Genomic DNA, 23280 nt, shown 5'->3' with positions numbered 1-23280 from the left:
TACCTAACCAACAGGAATGGTTAATGCTTTGTCCATTGAATCAATTCTTACCATCAGCGCCCCACCGAGCCCTAGCCCTGGACCATGACTCCCCAGGCAGGCCACCGGCAAGTTGCGATACGTTGTCGTAATCTTCCATCTGACGTGAATAGATGCTGGGACGTACTGACGAGTGACATTTTTTAACACCGACAACAAACTGCCTTCGGTCATCAATTCCATCGCTTTCGCCTGCTCACTCGGTTGAATCTCAATTTCTATGGCTGAACAAAGATCCCACACCCGCTTACCCAGGATCGAACTCACTCCCAGCTGCGCATGCTGCCCCTCCGGCTCGATACGTGAAGCAAGGCGAGTTTGCTCTGTATGCTCCAGAAAGAGCCATCGCCCAACAAATTCATGAACCATGACCTTACACCCACTTAGGAACATCAAAATTTGCTGAAGGCTCTTGGTTTTTCTGATCGGCTGTGCAAACAATCCACCGAGTGATACTTCTGCATCCTGCGTAGCGCCTGATAATGCTCGAAGCACATCATCTGAAGGTGTCGAGTTACCTGACAATGAACGCTCATACTGAGCCGGAAATTGGTATTTTTCCCAGGCGCGATAGTTCAACGCTATGAGACGATGATTGAACAAATCAAAAAAATCACGGATAGCGACATCTTTGAGACGCGATCGCTGGATGAGTAACTCGGTATAATGGCGCGGAAGAACGCCACTTGGCCCTGTAAGCCCCATACTGTTGACACTGACATCAATTCGCGTTCGACCATCGTCGGATGTATTTTCGTTGATTTTCTCTATAGCTGAACCAGGAAAACCCAGCTGTTGTGAAACGGAAAACCGTATCTGCTCATTTCTGGGCAAGGTATCTGTTCCCAATTCATCACGAAAAGATCCCCCTTGCATAACTCGTTGCAAGGTATAAACAGACTGGTAAAAATCATCTTTATCTAACTGGTTAATTATCCTCTTTAGCTTCATAGCAACTCTTTGCCCCCAGCTCTTGCTGGCCAGCAATGAAGAATTCGTGATTGTCCGCGAATACGAATTGCCAAACGTGTAAAACTATTTATGGCGGTAAACTGTGAGAAAAATTGACTCAGAACACAGCCGAAGAAAAACAAGTTCATGCCCGACAAATCACTACTTTCAAATTCAATTTCGATATCTGAACCATGGCAGAACCCAATCCTGCCATTCTGAACGACTCTTGCATTGGCTGACGATACTTCCATTGCGGTGATCGCCTCGACAAGCGCCTTGCTCTGCGGTGATTGTTCAAAGTCATACAGTTTCAAGGTTTCTTTCAACGTTACCAAACCAGCTTCTCCCGAAAACTGATTAAGCGTCAGATGCTTAGCCAACTGCCAACGAGTACTTTCATGAAGCTTCGGGCGTACCGGCGACGTCGGAGCCGTCAAGCATCGAACCTCCTTCAACGAATCTGTTCGTTGAACCACACTCATTGCAGGCTGCCCGCCACCATAGGGCAATCGTACGGGAAGGTTCCTGTTACTGCACAACGCTTTCACAGTAACCAGCCAATGCTCATATTCATCGACGTTAAAATGTGCTGCGTTAGGTTCAATAACAGCTAGATAAGTATCGCACCCCGGCTCAGCATGCCCACCAGCCCAGTCGGATTGCTCTCGCCGAATCGTCCAAAATAATTCATTTTCAGCCAGATAGTTGTTGTTTCCGCCACCATAAAAAGACGAAACAGGCACACTATTATTATGCTGTTCAAACGCCTCAACCTTCATTAGCTGAATGACCTCGCATATATCAGCATCATCATAACGAGGTATTAAGGGATATTCTTCATAACCAGGCTTTAAAGCAACCGGTTCCAGTTCCTGCTCGAATAGATTAATAATTGGTGTGCACCCTAGCAGTACGTTATCTGCCGTTAACTGCTTGGGCAGCACATCCGCTGTCTCGTCAAAATAGATGTACAAATCAATTTCATGACTGTCACCGAACCAATCAGGGTCTAGATCAACCAGCTCAAAAAACGCAAACTTTTCCGGGAACAAAAAATGTTCAACCAGCAACCGATAGCCGCTAAAGCTATGTTTCTGATAAGGCACGACTTCATGATTATCATCAAAACCTACTTGCGCAATATGGCGCGGCTGAAGGTATTGTGTCGCTATCTGTTGGCCTCTGGCAGCAATCGAGATGCCAACGGCAGATTTAAAAATCAGTTGATACAGTAAATAGGTCAGCTGAGCTTGCCCATTTAGGTAGAAACGTAACTTTTCAATGCCCAGAACTTTGAGTTCGATATTATCGAACTCACCACTCAGGGTTAGCTTCAGTACCGATTTCGCTTGTTTCGTAAAGTTGGGGTTGGGCGCTTTAAACGGTGCATTTTCAAAACTGGCAAAACTCACCTCAACAGGCCATAGCTGAGTATCGTAACATGTCGAAAAATGGCATGTTTTATAACCGCTTACCCGGCTTTCAACAGCGCTGCCCTTGGCAAGAAGAAAACCGTTATCGGTGATGTTCTGCGTAGTCATCTTTATGATAGCCATCGACGGAATCGTCGCATGGTAATCAGGAAACAATTGCCCAATCAGAGCCTCAGTCAACTGGGGAAAACTATCATCCAAGTTTTGTCGGATCTGAGCAGTAAGCAGAGCAAAACTTTCGATTAACCTTGAGACATGCGGATCTTCTACATGTTCGTCACTCAACTTTATTCGACCAGCCACCTTGGGATAACGTTTCGCAAACTCAGCACCCATATGACGAATATATGCAAGCTCTCTATTGTAGTACTTTAATATCTCATCACTCATCGTTATGACTCATTTATTTGAATACCCAAGCAAACCGGTTCTACTTCCGAATCAAAAATCACTTCTTCCGGTTCCGGTATTGCATGGAATAATGCATGTATTCTTAGCCGTAATACCCGGTCTAACGGCTGTTCCTCACTTACAACCGTGACCGTCACATCAAGAAATCTGGGCTCAAATTTCCTAATAGTTTCTTCAATAATACGACACAAAACTTGCCGTCCATTTGAACTACTTAGTGGCATTGCCGAAAAGTCTGGCAATCCATAAGCAAATATCGAGCGATCCAACTCTTTGCACCATTTAGGCCAGATGAGCCAACTCACTTTTGCATTCAACAAGTTTTCTAAATCACGCCGAACGCTATTGCGCATGTCTTTCCATGTAAAAGGCTGGATAACATCATTCCCAAATTCAGGAGAGTCATCAATCAATCGATCGAGTAATGACGGCAATAGCTGTTGAGTTGGTTTCATAGCTCCTTATTCCTTCAAATTCATACCATAGCTATATGTTTAGTTTTCAGTTGATTTATCTGAGAAAAAGACAACGCATCATCACCAAACAAAAACATTTTCTGGCCGACACCAACACAAACACCAGTATCATTAACTGCAAGCCAGTCAGTTTCTCTGCCAAGCTTTTGTGCACCTGTATTACTACCAATATAAGTCATAGGAACAAAGGCTTCACCGCTCAACCCACCTTCGATATCAATTTCAACCTTACGCCAAACCTGTTCAATCAATGAGGTGACAGGCTGAAGTTCCAAACTAATTAATGCGTCAAACGGTACTAAATAATATTGACCATTAGTGCCAAAGACTTCTAGATAATCCGCCAGAGTATCGTCAAGATCTCTTAGCCTTTCTCGTTCTATCTCATTGATGACCATTACAACATCATTGCGGTTTACTTCTAATTGCCTTGCACTTTCAATTACTTGAATATCATCGTTTTCGTTAAGAGCCAATCGTAACATCACCAAAGCCGATAATGAGTCATCTGCTTTCCTTACAATAGAAGCAGAAGCAGCACCATTTGCAAAATCTAATCGCGCTTGAGCAGCCCTAATCAGTTGCCTTACATTTGTCGCGCCAACAAGGTACGCAGGATTCTGTTGAACTAACAAATTAAGCTGCTTATCCGCTCTTTCTAACTGCCCGTCAATACACAGCAGTTCAATAAATTGGCTGCGTAGATCCACATCTTTTGGCTTTTCTTGCAACTGATTTTCGATAAGCCTGATAGCTTCCACTACCTTGGCTTGTTGAAGCAAACTACTTATATTACTCATATATTAAACACTCATAATTAACTTATTTTTGGAGATAGCTCAGTGACCAAACGAATAGTAGAAACCATATTATCCAATTGAAAATGTGGTCTTAAGTGAATTACAGAATAATAATTCCCAACTTGTCCTGACTTTTCTGTTATTTTGATTCGCGCTTCACTCAATGGATAGCGAAAACACATTTCCTCCGATGCATCATCTGACGATGTTGTGTAGTTAAAAAGCCATTGCTGAAATTCTCTCTCTAGGCTTTCTGCTGTTGTAAATCCACCGACCTTGTCACGCCCCATGACCTTGATATAGTGCGCAAACCTTGATACAGACATTACGTATTGCAACATTGATGATATCCGTGCATTAACCTGCGCTCCGTCCAATTCATAGCTCCCTGGCTGATTCACCGATGAGTTACTCAACAAAACCAGATTTTCGGTAAATGGAACAGGCGAAACAGGAATGAATCCACAATCAGAGAGCTGTTTTTCCAACCGATCTCCAACTTGTAAATCGACAGAGGGTTTGCACTGCTGAATCCGTCTCGTAGCGTTAAAGCCACAAGTCGGAAGATTAAACACAAGCCCTCTTTTATATTGTCCAGCCTGAAAACCACGGATTTGGCTAAACCAACCAGACTCTGTAAACGCTTTTAAAGCCACAGCGGCAAATCCATAAGCGGCATTCCCCCACAAATGATCTGATTGAGAATCATCAATTTTCTCTTCGAAGAAAAAACTTTCTTTACGTGAACCATTGTTTTTGTATGGTTCACGCATCAATATGTGTGGAATCGCCAACCCTAAAAACCGGGTATCCTCCACTTCTCTTAATCTTTGCCATTTTTTATAGTCAACTTGCGAAAATTGCGACTGAATATCCGCAACACTAGCAAGTTCAGAATAATAATTAACTCCAAATAATGATGGGGCTGCTGCTGTAATAAAAGGGGAAAAAGAGGCTGCTGCTATCTGGCTAATACCTATTAAGGTATCAATATCATTAGCTGTAACGTCAACCATGGGTTTATGTGATATTTTATAGTCACCAATCAACAAACCAAAAGGTTCGCCACCAGGCATGTTGAATTCATTACTATAAACCAACTTAAAAAAATCGCTCTGGTCAAATTCAATTGCGCGATTAATATCACGGCTCAATTCTTTCCATGTAAGATTAAGCAGCTTAATCTTACATGCTAATTCTGTATCAGATTCAAACAACTGATCTGTTAAATAAGCTAGCCCACGCCAACTTGCTTCTAACTTTTGAAACACATCATGATGGATAATTGCATTAACTTGATCATTAATTCTATCATCAAGAGCTGTAATTGACCGTAACAGTACAAGACGAACACTCTCGCGTGTACATGATGACCAACAATAGTTGCTATTGTCTTTTTCAAGCCAGATTCGTAATGACCAATAGTCATCATCTGTACTCAAAAAGTGCTCAATAAGATCTGTCTGGGCATACCATGCTGAGTCAACAGCACTCTCGTAAGTGCTTGAATCTAATTGTTCAGTTTCTAGAAAAAAAAGCGATGTTCGCATCAACCCAAGACCCTAAAAAAACAGAAAGCTGGCTAACTGTCAACTTTCTGAAGTTTACCTACTAACCAATTTCTGGAATTTTTGCAACCAAACGCAATGACGATGTCAGCTCTTCCATCTGTAACCAAGGACGAAGCCATGCGATAGCATTGTAAGCACCAGGCTGCCCCGGGATTTCCTTTACTTGAACCTTTGCGTCTGCAAGTGGATATTTGGCTCTAATCTCTTGCCCCCCTCCCTCTGAAGCATTGACATAAGATAAAATCCAACGATTTAACCATGCTTCCACATCATCAGCCTCCACAAAGCTGCCTATTTTATCTCTAGCCATTACCTTGAGATAATGTGCAAAGCGTGAGGTGGCCATAATGTAGGGTAAGCGTGCAGAAATAGCAGCATTTGCCGTTGCGTCTGGTTCATCATGGATCTTAGGTTTTTGACAAGTTTGCGCCCCGAAGAACACTGCATAGTTAGTATTTTTATAATGGCACAAGGGCAAGAATCCCAATTTACCCAGCTCAGCTTCTCGACGATCAGTAATACCTATTTCTGTTGGGCATTTTAAATCTGGATCGCCGTCTTCACTTACAACGATATGTGAAGCTAAATTATCTACTCGCCCCCCCCCTTCAGCCCCTCGAATTGCGGTACAAAAACCATATTTTGAAAATGCATTAGTTAATCTAGTACCTAGTACATATGAGGAGTTCATCCAACAATAGTCATCATGACCAACATTCTCCGCTAACCCCGACGTAGGATCTATGCTAAATTCTTCATAACAAAATGCTTCAGTCCGTATAGATGCTTCACCGTATGGCATACGAGCCAATACTCGCGGCATAGTTAAAGTGACAAAACGAGAATCTTCACTTTCTCTGAATGAACGCCACTTGGTGTACTCTATCGATTCGAAGACTTTCTCCAAATCACGAGGCTTATTCAATTCTGCCCACTCATTAAAACCAAATAACGTCGGAGAAGCCGCAGATAAAAACGGTGAGAAGCCAGCAGCAGCCACATTCGACATCAGACTAAGGGTTTCGATATCTTCTGGATGATTGGTAAATTCATAGTCACCTATAAGTGCACCATAAGGCTCTCCACCCGGTGTACCAAACTCGGCTTCATACACTTTCTTAAAGACTTGGCTTTGATCGAACTCGACCGCTTTGCTCAGATCCTTATGCAATTCTTTTTTACTCATATTAAACATTCTGACCTTCAACTTCTGGCCAGTATCAGAATTCATAACCAAATGGTTCATCCCACGCCAGCTACCCTCGAGTTTCTGGAATTGCTCACGATGCATGATTTCCGCAAGCTGAATGGAAATAGTCTTATCCAAGGCAGCAATTGTATCTCTAAAGGTAACTGTCAGGTTTTTGTTCCAAGTAACTGTTCCCTTTAGCGCTTCTTCGGTTAATGTGCGCAGCAACTCTTCTGCGCGACTACTTTCAGTTTGCTTCGTTGCCGATATAGCCTGCTCCAACAAGGACGTCGTTCTTTCCTCAACGGCGGCATCAAGAACGTCAGCGGTTTGAATATTCATTCTGTAGGCTCCTTTGTCCCTTGGTTCAATTCATCAGATAGCTTGTGCAAGTCGTCGGTATTGTTCAGTACCGTCTCCAGGATGTTCTCAAGCTCTTCAGAACGATCCACTTTAGTCATGAGGTCTCGAAGTTTATTACGTGTTTCCATCAACTTCCGCAATGGCTCTACTTGGTTAACAATAGCGGCAGGTTCAAAATCAGCCATTGATGTAAAACTAAGAGAAACATCTAACTCAGTATTATCATCAGCCAGCTTATTATCGACTTTAAATTTAAGCTTAGGGTTCATCCGGTTTAAAACATCATCAAAATTATCCCGGTCAATCTGGACAAAACGACGGTCTTTTATTGGTTTTAATCCATCTATATTTTGCCCGGCAAAGTCACCCATCACACCAACAACGAAAGCGAGTTCTTTTTTTACACTCGCACCTTCAGTTTCAACATCATAGGTAATATGTACCCTTGGCTTACGAACCCGTGATAATTTCCCGTGGATACTATCCATCCTAAACTCCCTATTAATTACATCAATTTAAGATTATTTGTAACTTACAGCACACAGTGTCATGCATTATTTTTTGATACTATTCCAGCTAGCCGGAAATATCCTTTCCTTGCCTCATCATTAGTGATCAGCTCTTCCAATAAGTCTGGCAGCGCCATATCACTCCAACGTACTACTTGTTCAATGGCATAAGCCATTGGGGAATGAGGTTCTGTTTTCTTAAAAAAATCGGCAATTTGCTTTAGATTACTTATTGCCTCGTGACGAGATTTCAATTGACAATGAAAAGCAGGCGCTGATCGTTTTTCTTGCTCACCGGTATCAACAACTGACAACTCAACCTCTTCATCCTGCTGCTCATTCAACTTGTCTTCAGCCAGATAGCTCACAGCATCAAGACAAGCCTGTAAACGCTTGGATATATGGGACGTAGGTATTGGAAAACCGCATGCACGATCCATCGAATCGACTAGCGCACGATAGCTCTCAAGCGACACCTGGATATCGTTATATAACTGATGATAAAAAGAGGCCTCAGATGCATTAACCGCATCCTGAACATCTTTAAGCGCAACGCCGCCAGCGTTAATACGTTGATTTTTCTTGTCCTCATCGAGACGTTCTATTTCAAGTGCTTGTTCGTACTCCCAGAGCGAATACGCCTGATCACCGTAACACTCCGTTAAGGGAATACACGATATCGGCATCAATAACGTTCCTTCGCCATCGATGCCATTAAGCCCCATCAAGGGAGCTATCCTCGTTTCATCACCATCTTCATCGGGTAGCGGATACAGTTCTTGCCAAAACGCTTCAATTAATATTGTTGCAACTCTAAATCCAGCTGATAAACCACGAAATCCATAATTTCTTACCAAAGCTTCAATATACCAAGCTGTAAATTCCAGATCCTTACATTCTGATACCAATAAACTTGGAACCTGCTCTAAAATATCTTTCCAAAGATGAGAGAAGTTTAATAAAGGTTCATTATCAACCAATGCATTTCTTTCAGATGAACGAGCATTATTTCGAACATCTTTCAATGAATAATATGAAGAATAAGGAGAAGTATCACTACGAGGATCTTTTCCAGTGGGCATTTCATCTGATATCGGCGTTTTCAACGCCTCAATATCAATAATGGGATATTCCATGATTAACCTACGGTTATTTATTTAAGTACTTCGCTATAAATATTTACTGTCTGGAATAGTTAAATAAGGGGACAGTATCATCACTTCCTATTCCGTCATGATTATCCAGACCACTGCTTGTCGCTCGAATCAATATACAGGTCACATTATCTGATGCGCCCTTCACTAACGCCGAATGCATCAAGGCCAAGCCCGAATCTGTTACTACACTGGATTGCATGCAATGCAACATATGCGTATCCGGCAATTCTTTTGTCAGGCCATCAGTACACAGCAAAAATTGATCACCCCATGCCAGCTCCCCGGATATCTGATCAATGACAACATTAGCGTCAACACCAACTGCCCGAGTTATCACATTTGCCATCGGATGGTTTTCTGCTTCTTCAGCACAAATCAATCCTTGCTCAACCATATCCATAACCTGGCTATGATCTCGTGTTTTTTGCACCAGCTGCTGCTGACGTAGCAAGTACATTCGGCTATCACCTACCCATAAGCAGTGGTATAGCCCGTCTCTGACAAACAGTAAAACAACCGTGGACCCTATTGTCTCCCCTTCGAGGTAGCGTTGCGAATACTCAAAGATTCGACTGTTTGCCTCTTCCAGCGCTTTTCTCAGGTTATCAATTCCAAGAGATGCCTGAGGCAGTGCTTTGACATGCTGCTGAACTGTATCAACCAACATCTTGCTGGCAACATCACCGGCCTTATGACCTCCCATGCCATCAGCGACAAGCCATACACCTTCCAGAGTACAGTCCAGATATGCATCTTCGTTATACGGCCGTACCTTGCCTGCATGAGTCTGTGCAAACGAGACGAAGCGCCAGTGAGTATCTTTGGATTTCATTACCATCCCCATTTCTCCCAGTTACCATCTAACATGGCTGAAAACTGGCTGACTAACGGCATTCCCTTTGTCACCAGCGTGCATTCTGCTATTTGCTCTGAGCCCGACGTCCACCATATGCAATATCGCTCAAACCTTTGCCTTAACTCCCGGTGCAGCACAAATTCCGAGTGGTATTCCAAGCCATCCTGTAACACCATATAGTCACTGTTATCTGTCTCAATCTGAGTAATTTGCTGATATAGACTTGCTTGCTGAAACATCGCGGCTGAATCTAATTCTGAAATCCACACATCAAGTTCAGTAGGCTCGTCCAATAACTTCAATACGTGCTCTTCAGTCATCAGGCTCCACTCTTTACCAAGCCAGCAACGTACTGCTGGGCAATCAACCGCCGATGCCAAAGTAAAATAAAAGTGGCGTCCCACCTGATCAATACTTGGCATTAGCGTTCCAGCCACACAACTATCTCCACAAACCCCTGGCGATAATACGAAGTGCCATATAGGGCTCGTTAAATAGTAATCAAGCCATTGCTCTCCCAATTGCTCGCGACTGACAGCCAGTGTTGCCTGAAGCCAGTCATTCCACGGTTTTACAAATTCAGGAGAGAGGTGAGCCTGGATAAAGTCCCCCCGGTCAGGGATCTTTCCAAAATATCCAAAAGCCGGCTCTATAATGTTGTCGGACAAGAGAACCTCTCTATATCTTTAGACCAAAATGGATGCGCCACACTATTGGGTAATAATTGAAGCTCCGCTCGGCTTCCTTTGACTTCAATTTTCACAAGATGATCTTTTCGCGTTTTGCTTCTGTGTCTTGCAGCCTCATCCAGCATCCTGAAGAGCCCCCAACTTCCCGCATAGCTCTTGGTAATCGAGTAGCCAGACTGGGGTGGTGTAAATACCAATCGTACCTTTGATGATTCCCCTCTCCAGGGCCAGGTAAACGGCACCACTCGCGTTGGCCCGTGACGATACATCATCGACTGTCCACCAAGCTCAAATTTAAAGTTGCTGATATGCTGGTCTAAATAAACTGATTTAATACCGAACTCGACCTTAGGCACCTGACTTCCAGGCTCAAAAAAGACATTCCTAATCCGCCTTGCTCGCTCAAAAGCATTCAATGACGCTTTGCTGACACCAATATTTTTAGTAAACCGCCAACTGTGTTTTGACGTATCAACATAAGGCTCAAGATGAGCGGTAAAGAAACGGTCCATCGTACCGCCGTACCCAAAAAATTGGCCAAAATCTTTCAGTCTAACGTCTTTTCGCGCCCGGTTGCTAAACGGATATTTGCCCTCAATCGCCGCAGTGTATTCGCGTAAAACAGTATCTTTCCAAATGGTATTCAGGTGAGTTCTCGAACCCTGCTTTGCCAGCTTCATGGTTTGGATCTCGAGCTGATTAACCCATTGTTCGAATGGTTGTGGCAGAAAATCTTGAATTTGGTTTAGCTCACTATTCAACCCACCCTGTGCATTGCCACTCAACACGCTTTTATAGACCGCACCGCCTCTATTTCCTGTTGCTTTTAACTCGGCCAAAACATTATGCAGCATCACCAAGGAGTCATTTAAAGCGCTGAGTTCACTTTCACTAATAGCCAACAATGATGTGAACTTGTCCTCTATTACCTTACCCGGCAAGTCAATGTTAACCTCCGGCATTTCGTTGGGTAAGTAACGAGAAATTCTTGATTTCTTATGTTCAAGTGCCACGCTGGCTGCATTAGCAGTAACTTCACCGACAGCTTTGGCATTGTCGCTAACAGGTATTGCCGTTAAACGCAGTTGCTTCTGCACACCAATGATCAGGCTTTCTAACGGCTGCTCCGAACCCGCTAAAATTGCCGCCTGAGCAAGGCCGTCTCTGGCATTGCGGTAAGGTTTGAGCTTCAAATCACCAAGTAACTGGGTCCAATGGTAGACATAGTCCCGATAATATTTATCGTTAACAGACTGGGTCACCTGTTTCTGTGCCGATTCGCCGAGTAATAGCTCATCGCCATATACCCAGCTGTCCTCCATAAGGTTATTGACTATTCTTTTATTCTCCAGTTGAAAAATACGATGGAAGCCACTGTACGTATATAAACCAGGAATACCTTCAGACAATGCCTTACCGCTTTGTCGTTCAAAAATACTGTGACTATCGGCCCCCAGTACATCGGTTAATCTAAACTCAGGTATGTGACTATCAAGATACTCAATCTTCAGCCGCTGATAGGCTCTTTCTGACAACGGCATCTGAGTTAAGACACTTCTTGCCGTCTGTATTGCATTGGCATCGGTAGCGAGACGGGTAATACCCATTTTTAACAGGTTTCGGGTATGCTCCATTAGTGATTGACGAAGCAAAATATTGACCTCTCCAGGAAAACTTCGGTCAAAATACACAGAGAACCAACTGGTAACTTGTGTTTCTTCATAATGTTCTGCATCAAACAGCATCAAATACGTTTTCAGTGTTTCGTAGAGGTACTCTAAATAGCTAACATTTTCTGCCATCTCTTTTGTTAGAGACTCAGCCAGATAAGGGGCAAAGTACCCTTGCAATGCACGCTCATAGGCAGCTTTTGCCGGCTGCCCAATCTTCTCTCCCTGATAAAGTCCACTACGATGAACCTCTTCAGAACCAAGCATTATTTCACTATGACCGGCAGGAATATCTTTAAGCTTATCCAAAGCATGTGCCAGCGTTACCACATCAGTCTCTTCACTCAACCCAGGGGAAACAAACTGCTGATATTCATCAACGGCAACTGTAGCTTGAGTGATCAAAGATTGATTCCATCGGTAGCTGTTAAACCAAACAGCACTGGCTGCTGACATCAAGATTAAACAACACGCCAGTACACTGCGCCTTAACCACCGATTCTGCTTTTGGTGGCTTCGGTTATTGGTACCCAGATACTGCTCAGGAAAGATCACTTCCTCAAACAGCCGTTTAATAAAGTAACCCTTTGTGTCTGAGCCAGGCTGCTTCAACGGTACCTGGCTTAACCCCATTCCACCGGAGTTTTCTGCCATAACCCGATCAATCGGGAGACCTTCCTGAGTTGCACTGGCAATAAAGACCCCGCGCAGCATTGGCGCTTCTTCAAAACTATTGGGGGTGAATACCTCTTTGAGGAAGTCATCAGCAGCAGCCTGTAGAGAACGAAGCTGTTTGGGAAACTCATACACCAACGTACGCTGTTCAATCCCGCGCACATTTTGCATTCGGTTGTTCATCCGTTCTACCAGGCACCGGAGCATATGGTGAAACTCACGGTTGAACAGTGCGACAACACCGCGCTCAGGATCCTCGGCTTTAACCGGAAATGTCATCCCCCATACTTGTTCTCGCTGTTCTTGGTTTAAATCCGCAAAATATTCACTAAAACCGGCGACTAAATCAGCCTTAGTTAAAATGACGTAGACCGGAAAGTGCATACCAAGCTGGTTTTGTAACTCCTGAATTCTGTGTTTTATTGCACGAGCATGAAGATTTCGCTCTGTTTTGGTTTGCGTCAGCAAGCTAGCTAGGCTGACTGTTACTATCGCTCCGTTTATAGGGCGGCGGGTCCTGTATTTTTTGAGAAGGCCAAGAAAACCAAGCCAAGCTTTTGAATCCTGTTCGCTGTTACTATCCTGTGTTGTATAGCGACCGGCTGTATCTATCAATACGGCCTTATTGGTAAACCACCAATCACAATGTCGTGTTCCGCCAATACCGGCCAGCGGATCGTTGCCTAGTTGATCCTTTAGAGGAAACTCCAGGCCAGAGTTATTTAGTGCTGTCGTTTTACCCGTTCCCGGAGGGCCAATAAGGATATACCAGGGCAGCTGATAGACACTTTTACCTCGAACAAGTGACGAACTATTTAGTACTTCAAGCGCCTGAACAATGCGAGAGCGTAGAGTGTCTATCTCCTTCTTCGATGCAAGATCAGTATTGTTTTCCTCTTCGCCGTCTAATAAGGTTTTCACGGCATGATCATTGTTCTTTTGACTCTTTTTCTGAGAACTGATGTTTATAGCGCCCCACAACAAGGCAAGCACCAACAATACAACCAACCTTGAAACTGGGCCGGATAGAGGTTCAGCACCAGCAATGGCAACCAGGGGGCCACCAAACCAAATTAATAAAGAGAGGGCTAATAATCCCAATAAGGAAACCGCCCACTTAGAGCAGAACACATCCTTTACTCGTCTCAATAATCCATTTTTGAACATCAATTTAGTCCAACCCTTTATTGTAAATGCAGTAAATCAATTTCAACACGCCGATTGCTTGCTCTGTTCTCGGGGCTATCGTTCGTCTTTCTCGGGTTTGAGTCTCCTAATCCTTCAGGCCATAAGCGGCCATGTAAGTCTGTCCCTAGTGCCATTGAGTTGGCGACTGCTGTTGCTCTTGCCAGTGACAAATGCCAATTAGAAGGGTATCGAGATGTAAAAATAGGTTGATCATCTGTATGCCCGGTAATCAATATACGCCCGTGAGTTGACTCCAAAGCTCTGGCCACTTTGGAAAGTAACGGGATCAGGGCCTCCCGAACTTCGGCACTACCGGATAAAAACAGCTCGTTAGAGTTCAGGATAATTCGGACACGGTCGGGTAGCTCAACAAGCTCCAATGCGCCCCTTTCTACTTCGCTTTGTAATAGCTGTTGCAAATACAGAGAATCGGGCGCAGTCTTCGTTGGTGATACTGATTCTTTAGGTTCCCATCTGGCCAAATTGTTAATGGCTGCAAATGCGAGATCAGATCTAGCATTGATGGAATAACTAAACGCCATATATATTGCCAGGGTGATAGCACCTAACACGGATACCCATACCCAAAGAGGACAGTCTGTTTTAGGCTTTGTGGTATGAACCACAGACTCGCTCCAGCTAGGGCAAAGCGGTACTTCATCATCACCCTTCTCGCTGGAAATCACTTGATAAAGTCTGTCTCGATAGATTTCGAGCCTTTCCATTCCACGTTCTTCGACTCGCATTTTGCCGACAAAGCCTAGTGAAAGGCATAAATACTGAAATTCAAGCAACTGCAAATTAGCTGTCGGTTCATTCAACGCATTATCAAGAAGGGTATAAAAATACTCTCCACCAAACGTTTCGGCGTGAAATGTGGACAGCAAACTTTCTGTGGACCAATTTGAATGCCCCCCCCAAACAGTATTTAGCACCGTCTCATCAATGAACGAACAAATACAATAGCGTGCAGCATCAGCTGTCTCGCTGGCAATCGACAGTCGACGTAAACGGTTTTCATAGTCTTGTACCAAGCCATTGCAACACTGTTGAAAAAAGGCAACATCAGTATGATCGGCTGTAGCTCGTATCTGGCCAACAAGTGAAAACAGCGAGCTAGCCTCTTCAATCAATGGGTTTCTTCCGAGGGGCATCAATCCGCTAAACTGATTCCCGGACTTTATTTTGGTTAATACAACAGTTTGCTCAGCAGTATGCGGCTGCTCTTTCTTTTTTTCGTTCTTGGTGCCTGCGGTCTTGCCGCGAACACCAGGACGAGGCTTTATAAAAGTTGCTTCTGACATTAACGAGTCCCTTGCCTGCCCATATTAGTTAATTGCCCACAGCTGCATATCCAGTTCCGGGTATTTGCCAGAAAGGTGTAAGGCGATTCCGCCACTGGCACTCAACCGATGCCAATAGTCGTTACTTTTATCTAACTGAAAATAGTGATACCCCGAGTGATAGGGAATCTGCCTTGGCGCTACAGGCAAAGCAGTCGTAGCGATACCAGGCAACTGGTTATTAACAAGATCTCGTATGTGCTCTACAGGTCCAATCTTAACCTGAGCAGGAAAACGTCGACGTAACTCCTCGTTTGGAATATCAGCCTTAACCGCTAAAACGAATATAGCCCTTTCTAACAACCCTTTATCGGAGACAGCTGCAACGCGGATACCGAACTTTGTCGCTTCTATCGGTAACTGCAACGCCGTTTGTTCAAGCACTGCACTCATATACTGATTTAATACAATCATCAGGTTACCCATTACCCTGGTAAGATCATCGTGTAAATACACTGGCAGCTCGGGGGGGCGCTTTGTCTCCCCTGAAAAGGTTGCCATTTCACCAGCCATTGCAAGCAAGTATCGACAAAGAGTTTCTGGGTGCAATCCATCAGTAACTTCAAAATGACTTAGCAACGGCTCGTATCGATTGAGCACCTGAAGTAATAAAAAATCGGCTATTGAACTGGCAGTCCCTTGTCCCTGGCTTAATCGACTGGCAACACTGTCAGCCCGAAGCTTAATCATTCCACTCAGTTCAGATAAATAGCGCTTAATGACTTTATTACGCTGTGCACTCAGGCAGGGAGGAATATATTTCTCATCAAGGACTACCCTGCCTTCATCACTGACTTCTATCACCCGGGCAACAGGTAAGGTGAGATAACCCGACAGGCTATCCCCAGAGAGCTTCAGTTCGAGGGACACTTTTGCTAGCTGTAATACATCCACAGCATCACTACCGACGGCATAATCGGCAACTTCACGGTCTTCGAAATGGTATCGTGTCACCTGGGTGCTATCAGCAGCAGCGATATTCACCCTACCTACCTGCTCGGTGGGTATCGCCAGAAAAACTATTTTTTCTCTAACGCTTTTATCAAGCTTAAGGGCAACAGGTAAAGGATCGCGTTTAGGGCAATTTACGACACTACCATCCTGAAAGCGCGCAGAAATAGCTTCAATTCCGAGTTTGCCATGGTTAAGCAATGCTTCGTCGACAATGTAGTCGAATACTCCCCATGAATAACTCGAGTCCTGATTAACCTGTTCACTTAACTCATTCAACAGAAATCTTTCCTGCTGTTGAAAATGCTGAGGACGTAAAAACATCCCTTCAGTCCACGCAACTCGGCTATATTCGCTCATGATGCTATTCCTTAAACACACACTTCTATATGGCTAGTTTGCAAATACCGCCAAACCACCGACATTGACTTTGACAGTTCGGTAGTCACTCTTATCAATTTCAATTAGCTCTCGCCAGCGGGCATTTTCAATATCACGATAGGCAACTACGATCCCCGCGTAACGAACGCCTGGGGCCAACGTCAACTCATGTTCATATTTTGAATTAGGCGCAAGTTCAAATTCTGAACTTATAATTAAGTCAGGACCAAGATAACCTTCTGGTTCATCATATAATGAAAAAAAATCTTGGGTTTCAAATATGGTTTTGGATGAAATTTCAAAAACTTTCACCACTACTGGTGATGCCCGGCCATTTAAATCCGGGTTAACATCATGGGACACCTCAAATTTTAATGTGGTGTAGGCAGGAACAACATAATTAGCAACCGTACAGGCATTAATTAACAGCGAACACACTACAACAAACACAGCCTTAAGATAACCAGCTCTAATCATTCCTATTATCCCTGTCTTAAACTTGATTCATAAGCTTTCACAAAATCATCCCAACAATATATTCCACTACTTGTTTCTAAGTCTTCCTCAACCCTTCTATATAAAGATTCATATGTGTTCCATCTATTTACTTTTGTACGGTTAGGATTAAATCGATTCCAAAAATCATGCTCGGTGCGAGCACTTTCAATTGATTCAGGTGAAAGTGTTTTAATAATTCCCTCAACAGCACCTTTCACGCCTGCTAACAATGCTTTTTCATGGTTACCTATATCCGAGAATGCTTCTTTAATGGCTTGCTCTGGCGGTAAAAAACTCGCACTTCTCCTGTTAAACAAGTTATGAATAGCATCATCAAAAGTGGCAGAAAACTTCAACGGATTGTTTTCTTGTCGTTTAAAGTGTGTCTGGTTTAATCGACTAGTCTGTTTAAAAGCTGCACGTTGATGTAACGAATCCATAAGTCCAGTCATTAAACATTGCATTGACACACCTAACTCATACCACCACTGCTCGTCTTGCTCTGCAGGGAGCATGTTAGGGCTGATACCTAACCCTCGTACAAAAGCACTGAGGCTTCCAGGATTATCATCGAGCTCATTATCAACTTTGCTGAAGAACTGCCCTTGAGTTGATGTTTCTTTACCACTGGTATTTTCACTCTTTAATTCAACACCTTGACTAACTTCCACATCTAATAATTGCTCTAATGGCGCTTGTGTTAGATCCAAGCTCCAATCTTCAGGTATAGGTAATTCTTGTTGGTCTAAACCAGGCGAAATATTACTGCTTGAAGGTACCATAAAATTATCTTCCACCTGACTTGTAAATACGGACAATGTACTTCTCGCTATTGAAGGTTGTGTATATTTGTCCTCAACATGGTCCGTATTAGTCAAGCAATTGGCAGGTATCGCAAAGCTTTCATTTTCTAGCACTGGAGCTTGTTCACTATAAACATTTGCAGTAGTTAGAGCTTTCCCTGAGCCACCCAATGATACTTCAATTTCATAGTCGCCAAATGAAATACAATCTCCATCAGAAAGAACGGCATATTCCCCATTACCCAATGGCTTAATTGATCGATTAATATAAACTCCGTTGGTTGAAATGTCAGCAATGACGAGTTTATCGCCTTTCATTTCAATATTTGCATGTTTTCCTGAAATCACTCGCTCTGGATCAGGTAGGCACCAGTCACAGTGCTGAGAACGACCAATCATGTATTTTTCACACTCTCTATTAAAAACAAATGTTTTCTTTGCTTCTAACTCAGACGTAAAACGATGATAACTTACTATTGAGAGTGTCAATTCCATAACTGCATCACTAGCCATTTAAGTAAACTGACAATATTGAATATAAAGCATATTAAAAACAATATTGTAATTAAACCACTCATTCAGAGTGACATTTCTTGGACGCGATACTAAGAACAGGATTAATAAATATCAACGAAGGTTTATCAACCACATCCATTTATCCCACACACTTCATAAAAATGAAATGTTCGTTGTTACATAGCCTATAAATAACTCAGTGCTTGACCGCATTCCTCTTATTATCCAGTAGGTAGATAATAGGTTCATTGTTATTCATTACACATACAGCAGCTGTAGCGCGATTATGTTAGGAAATAGCAATCATGGAAAACATTGACAGGGATAATATCTCTTCTAAAAACGACACCTCATCTAAGAAACGTGAAGCAGATAACTTGGCCCCAGTCCTCACTGGCATCTCTAACAAATCAACACAAAAAACAACCACTCCTGACATTGGACCAACAAGCTCCCCTTGTAATAGTCAATCGCTAGAAGGCAAAGTCATTAAAGATCGCTATCGGATCGAAAGACTGATTGGCCATGGCGGTATGTGCGATGTATACCAGGCAACCGATCTGCTACGGGAAGCATCTGGAAATGCCGAACCCTATGTCGCACTGAAAGTCCTTCAAAGGGAATACTTGAACCAATCAGGGGCGGCGAAAATCTTAATCAGGGAAGCACAAAAAACCCAACAACTGAGTCACCCCAACATCATTCGCGTATTCGATTTTGGCGGTGATAAGCTCGCCCCATACCTCGTCATGGAATGGCTCGATGGTGAAACACTCGAAGAGGTTATACGGCGATCTCGGCCAAATGGCCTCCCTTTCAAAAGTGCAATTACACTATTAAATCAGATCATTTCTGCCCTAAAGTATGCACACAGCCAAGGTGTTATCCATGCCGACTTAAAACCTAGCAATATTATGCTTACCCGCGACGGCACAATTAAGCTCTTTGACTTTGGTGTCTCAAAGGCATTTAGTTTACATACCGACGATTACTCTGCAGAAGCTCAGCATGAGACCAATGCTCTCTGCGGGTATACCCCAACCTATGCATCACCAGCTCTATTGCAGGGAAAAGAGCCTGAGGCAAAAGATGATATTTTTGCCTTTAGTACCATTGCCTATGAACTGCTAACTAGCCAGCACCCTTTTGACCGTAAGCCCGCAGATATAGCACAGCAATCAGGAATGACCGCAGTAAAGCCCAACCACTTAAATTTCATTAAATGGCGAACATTGCGTCAAGGGCTAGATTTTAGTGCGGATAAGCGGATAGCAAGCTTCTCTGAACTTCAAGATCAATTAAACACCCGTCTTGCTCCCAAAATTGCAATCGTAACAGCAACGCTCTGTGTTGCTTTAAGCCTAGGCTATGGTTATCAGCAACAAGACAAACACATTGAACAGCTTTCCGCCCGCTTGCTGCTATCCAATCAGGCTTCGCAAGAGGAACACCAGCTCACTCAGCTAACACCATCTCAATTTATCGCAGCACTACCGACGCTACCCAAAGACAAGCCGCTACTAATAGATGGGCTGCTTAGGCAAAAGCATCAGCAAATCATCTCTGTGTACGAACAGCGAATTAATAACATTCTGAATAACCGCCATGAGCGTTATCCCGATTACTACGCTATCGAAAAAGAACTTATCAATGCTCAGAACCTCTACCCCGATTCACTCGTCCTGTATAGCATCTCGGAAGAAATAACAGCGAGTTGGCAATCAACTGTAAAGATCCTGGTTCAAAGACTAAATACATTGCTGGAAAGGGGCCAGTATCATCCAGATGGTGATGATGATATTGCTCAGCTACTTGCCGATCTGAACCAGGTTTCCTTCGAGTATCAATTTAAACCAACAGAAAAGGCCAACAAAACTTTCTCTAAATCCTTTGAAGATGCAGAAAAGAACCTTGATCTAGCATCGATTAGGCAGCTAATCCATGTTGGCGAATTACTATTCTCCAATACCTCAAGTCAGCAATCACAACTCGCTGCCGGAAGAAAATTAAAAGAATCCATTCAAATCATGACAGATTACCAATCGAGTCTAAGCGAAGGGACACTTGCCGAGTATCCATACCAAGCCGCTGCACTTTATTATCAAAACAGCTTTGATGAATTGAATACAAGACTAGGCAACATTAAAAATGTAACTCAGCTCGATGCCTTAAACAATGATGTCGGAAAGATTGCGGAACAGTTGCCAGATGATTTCTCCCCTCTCATACAAATACGTCTCGCTATGGCAACCGAGTACTTGAATTTTTCTGAAGCTCTCCTGAAAGCCAATAAAGGGCGAACCGCAAACATGGTGATGAAAAAGGCTAACAACCTTTTTGCCGAAGTAGAAAAGGCACGCTCGGCTTATTAACCCTATTTATCGGCCCGTACTGTCAAGTAAGAGGTAACTGTGCATTTCAATACATCTCTCGCCAACGCTAAATTAAACCAGACGCTGCTGGTCGATGCTGTAGGGCTTTGTTATGTCATAGCCCCACCCCACCGCGCGCTTAATGGTGATCCTGGCCTTGCGAAAGACCAATACAAGAATAAATACTGGGCAGACCGACTTCTTCGCACCCACTGTAGTTCGTGGGGGTATCAGTTCAATCTGTATCGCTTATATCACCAGCTTTGTCCAAGCCAGCTTCAGCATCATAAGTCCAAAGATGAAATCATCGATGAACTCAGCAATCGCATGGCTCACGGGGAATTCTTGGTATTTTGTGTTGACAACCTTTTACCTTCCCCACCAGATGCCACCAATGCGGATGTTCCAATGGCGAGTTCCAGCAAGGTTGAGCCATTACAACCTATCGCCCCCTCCCGCAATTTAGAGCAAGGCGGTAAAGACTTAACAAATAACGATAAACTAGAGGTGTTAGATATATCCTGCTCACTACCAAATGGTAAACCTGCAGTAAATATTCCATACACAGTAAAAACCCTATCTTGCGGTACCGTTCATAAAGGGGAACTGGACAATAGTGGAACTCAACACTTCGACAATTTACAGGCTGGTGATGTCGAGGTCATATTTGGTAAACCAATTACAGAAGCAGAGATTGTCACAACACGTAACCAAATAGGTTTCCTTCTTAAGTCCATCATCGCAGCCCAAAATGCCGAAGCCTTGGCACTCGAAACCGAATATCAAAAGCTAAACTCGGCAGAGAAGTGGCTTAAACGTGTAGAACAAAGAGCAAGAGGTGTTTTTGATGCCGGTGCAGGCATGCTTGAAAGTATTGCTACAAACTACTCAATAAATAGTATGCTCGCTTACCTCACCCGCATCTACATCGCCGCCTGGCAAACTAATGACACTGTCACCGATAACTGGGTAACAACCTTTGCCGATAATTATCTTGAGCAGCATCACAAGGAACTTGTGATCGCTCTCGGGTTTGATCCGGCCGCCATCAATAAAGAAATGTTTGCAGAAGCCTATGAAGTTGCGAGTTTTGTAAACAGTGATCCAGCCACGCAAAATGCATTAATTGATTTTGCCAAAGATTATGTGGCCGCTCAACACGAGCTTGAATGGAATTACATTGCAGGTAGTGCAATCTTTGAAATAGTTCTCACGGCCTTATTAGCGTCATCAACTGGCGGTATCGGTGCAGCAGGCTCAGTACCCAGCAAAGCACGCCATATCAGCAAGTTCTCTGAACTCGGCACATTATTAAAACAGCTCACCAAACAGCTCAAACAAAAAGCACAATTCAAACAGAAACGTGGCAGAACCAATGGTCATATTACACATCAGATCAAGAGGCCTGATGGTGCGGAAGTGCCGAGTGAAATTAAGCTGCTAAAACTCGATGCAGAATGGTTTGAACAAAAAGCTTTCAGCCAGGCACCGCATGCAGGTCTTCATAACCGTGATGGCCTGACACCAAATTTCGATGAGGTTGCTAAATCGTTTGAAACTAAACGAAAAGTTGATATGGATAATCTATCTCTAAGTGACAGCGCAGCTCGAGAAGCTCTCGAGACGCAAGATTGGAAGGGCAATAAGGTTGAAGAAATTCTCAGTTCTGGTGAAGATAGCTTCCGAGTAGATAGGATTCAAGCTGGGGAGAAACTGTACGGTTTTACTACCAAAGGCTTTAACAAAGAAATCCCAACATCGGCATACTGGGCTGATGAAGCTGGCTTCCTGGATGTCAAAAATTAAATTTTATCGAGGTGGCAAATGGGATAAAGAGGGCGTTAAAAATTATCTCGCCCTGCCGTGCTTTAATGCTGCTAATGCCATTGATATTGCAGAGATCACCGAGGATACCTCAGTAGTAAAATCAACCATTGGCCAAGCTTCAGAACTGTTGCAATACAAAGGAGAAAATGGTTACACCACCGAACTCATCCCCAAGCTGATGGATGGCGGAGGCCAGCAAGTTGCGGTTAAGCCCTCATATATCAAATCAATAAGGAACCAAACAAATGCCAACCACTAGCGAACAACATATCGATATTATAGACAACTGCAACTTGCTACTCAATAAATTTGCAGGGTTTGATTCAACAGACAATACTCCTGAAGGGCGAATGATTGCCCAGTTAACCTGGCTCAAAGAGCGGGCAGAAAACCATGACCTTCCCCTGCCTGTAAAACCTGAAATGCTGGGAACACTCAGGTATATCTACATGGATGGCACGCTTAATTTTCATGCCAGCAACCCAAAAGATAGTGAGTGCGTATACTGGGAAATGGAAATGCCTATGGATCGCCTCTTAAGTTTAGCCAAACACGGACGCTTACTAATAAAAAGTGAGTATTTGAAATTTATTCCCTCATGCATTGATG

Annotated in this window: 19 protein-coding genes; 4 read left to right on the top strand and 15 right to left on the bottom strand. The window is 43.5% G+C overall.

The features are described 5' to 3' along the window. Window positions 1–3: 3 nt before the first annotated feature. From tssG to tagH, 15 genes are all read right to left on the bottom strand, one after another. Window positions 4–990 (bottom strand): type VI secretion system baseplate subunit TssG, encoded by a 987-nt coding sequence (gene tssG, locus EIZ48_RS26030; RefSeq protein ID WP_160658101.1) that lies wholly within the window; start codon window positions 988–990, stop codon window positions 4–6. Continuing rightward, complete coding sequence (gene tssF, locus EIZ48_RS26025; RefSeq protein WP_160658099.1) at window positions 987–2816, bottom strand: type VI secretion system baseplate subunit TssF; 1830 nt, start codon at window positions 2814–2816, stop codon at window positions 987–989. Before tssF ends, tssG begins: the two co-directional genes overlap by 4 nt. Window positions 2817–2818: 2 nt before the next feature. Continuing rightward, window positions 2819–3292: a type VI secretion system baseplate subunit TssE gene (gene tssE, locus EIZ48_RS26020; protein WP_160658098.1), complete on the bottom strand. Its 474-nt coding sequence runs from the start codon at window positions 3290–3292 to the stop codon at window positions 2819–2821. Between the two features lie 20 nt (window positions 3293–3312). Next, the gene (locus tag EIZ48_RS26015; protein ID WP_160658096.1) at window positions 3313–4113 is read right to left on the bottom strand and encodes a type VI secretion system accessory protein TagJ; all 801 of its coding nucleotides are present in this window, start codon (window positions 4111–4113) and stop codon (window positions 3313–3315) included. Window positions 4114–4130: 17 nt separating this feature from the next. Beyond that, on the bottom strand, window positions 4131–5663 hold the full coding sequence (tssC, locus tag EIZ48_RS26010; RefSeq protein ID WP_160658095.1) for a type VI secretion system contractile sheath large subunit: 1533 nt from the start codon (window positions 5661–5663) through the stop codon (window positions 4131–4133). Between the two features lie 61 nt (window positions 5664–5724). Further along, on the bottom strand, window positions 5725–7215 hold the full coding sequence (gene tssC, locus EIZ48_RS26005; RefSeq protein WP_160658093.1) for a type VI secretion system contractile sheath large subunit: 1491 nt from the start codon (window positions 7213–7215) through the stop codon (window positions 5725–5727). Further along, a complete protein-coding gene (tssB, locus tag EIZ48_RS26000; RefSeq protein ID WP_160658091.1) occupies window positions 7212–7724 on the bottom strand; it encodes a type VI secretion system contractile sheath small subunit in 513 nt (170 codons plus the stop codon). The genes tssC (EIZ48_RS26005) and tssB overlap by 4 nt, the downstream gene beginning before the upstream one ends. Window positions 7725–7783: 59 nt before the next feature. Next, window positions 7784–8881, bottom strand: a complete 1098-nt coding sequence (tssA, locus tag EIZ48_RS25995; RefSeq protein WP_160658089.1) for a type VI secretion system protein TssA — start codon at window positions 8879–8881, stop codon at window positions 7784–7786. 43 nt (window positions 8882–8924) lie between these two features. Then, window positions 8925–9734 carry a PP2C family protein-serine/threonine phosphatase gene (locus EIZ48_RS25990; RefSeq protein WP_160658087.1) on the bottom strand — a complete coding sequence of 270 codons (810 nt, stop codon included), beginning with the start codon at window positions 9732–9734 and terminating at the stop codon, window positions 8925–8927. Then, entirely contained in the window at window positions 9734–10426 is a 693-nt protein-coding gene (tagF, locus tag EIZ48_RS25985; protein WP_075768155.1) for a type VI secretion system-associated protein TagF, read from the bottom strand. The genes EIZ48_RS25990 and tagF overlap by 1 nt, the downstream gene beginning before the upstream one ends. Continuing rightward, the gene (gene tssM, locus EIZ48_RS25980) at window positions 10408–13959 is read right to left on the bottom strand and encodes a type VI secretion system membrane subunit TssM (protein WP_160658085.1); all 3552 of its coding nucleotides are present in this window, start codon (window positions 13957–13959) and stop codon (window positions 10408–10410) included. The genes tagF and tssM overlap by 19 nt, the downstream gene beginning before the upstream one ends. A gap of 17 nt (window positions 13960–13976) precedes the next feature. Continuing rightward, complete coding sequence (tssL, locus tag EIZ48_RS25975) at window positions 13977–15284, bottom strand: type VI secretion system protein TssL, long form (RefSeq protein WP_160658083.1); 1308 nt, start codon at window positions 15282–15284, stop codon at window positions 13977–13979. A 24-nt stretch (window positions 15285–15308) separates the two neighbouring features. Next, a complete protein-coding gene (tssK, locus tag EIZ48_RS25970) occupies window positions 15309–16634 on the bottom strand; it encodes a type VI secretion system baseplate subunit TssK (protein ID WP_160658081.1) in 1326 nt (441 codons plus the stop codon). Between the two features lie 33 nt (window positions 16635–16667). Further along, complete coding sequence (gene tssJ / locus EIZ48_RS25965; protein WP_160658080.1) at window positions 16668–17132, bottom strand: type VI secretion system lipoprotein TssJ; 465 nt, start codon at window positions 17130–17132, stop codon at window positions 16668–16670. A gap of 5 nt (window positions 17133–17137) precedes the next feature. Further along, a complete protein-coding gene (gene tagH / locus EIZ48_RS25960; protein WP_205298615.1) occupies window positions 17138–18469 on the bottom strand; it encodes a type VI secretion system-associated FHA domain protein TagH in 1332 nt (443 codons plus the stop codon). Window positions 18470–18777: 308 nt separating this feature from the next. On the opposite strand from tagH, the gene EIZ48_RS25955 reads away from it, so the two are divergent. The 4 genes from EIZ48_RS25955 to EIZ48_RS25940 all read left to right on the top strand — a co-directional run. Continuing rightward, window positions 18778–20844: a serine/threonine-protein kinase gene (locus EIZ48_RS25955; RefSeq protein WP_160658076.1), complete on the top strand. Its 2067-nt coding sequence runs from the start codon at window positions 18778–18780 to the stop codon at window positions 20842–20844. Window positions 20845–20883: 39 nt separating this feature from the next. Continuing rightward, window positions 20884–22650, top strand: a complete 1767-nt coding sequence (locus EIZ48_RS25950; RefSeq protein WP_160658075.1) for a hypothetical protein — start codon at window positions 20884–20886, stop codon at window positions 22648–22650. Beyond that, window positions 22637–22930 (top strand): hypothetical protein, encoded by a 294-nt coding sequence (locus EIZ48_RS25945; protein ID WP_160658073.1) that lies wholly within the window; start codon window positions 22637–22639, stop codon window positions 22928–22930. Before EIZ48_RS25950 ends, EIZ48_RS25945 begins: the two co-directional genes overlap by 14 nt. Then, window positions 22917–23280 (top strand): hypothetical protein (locus tag EIZ48_RS25940; RefSeq protein ID WP_160658071.1); only part of this gene is annotated, 364 nt, incomplete at its 3' end. The genes EIZ48_RS25945 and EIZ48_RS25940, both read left to right, overlap by 14 nt.

Origin of the sequence: Photobacterium alginatilyticum (assembly GCF_009910675.1) — a bacterium.
Taxonomy (GTDB): domain Bacteria; phylum Pseudomonadota; class Gammaproteobacteria; order Enterobacterales; family Vibrionaceae; genus Photobacterium; species Photobacterium alginatilyticum.
The sequence above is the reverse complement of the archived record's forward strand: the minus strand, read 5'-3'. Positions and strand labels throughout refer to the sequence as shown.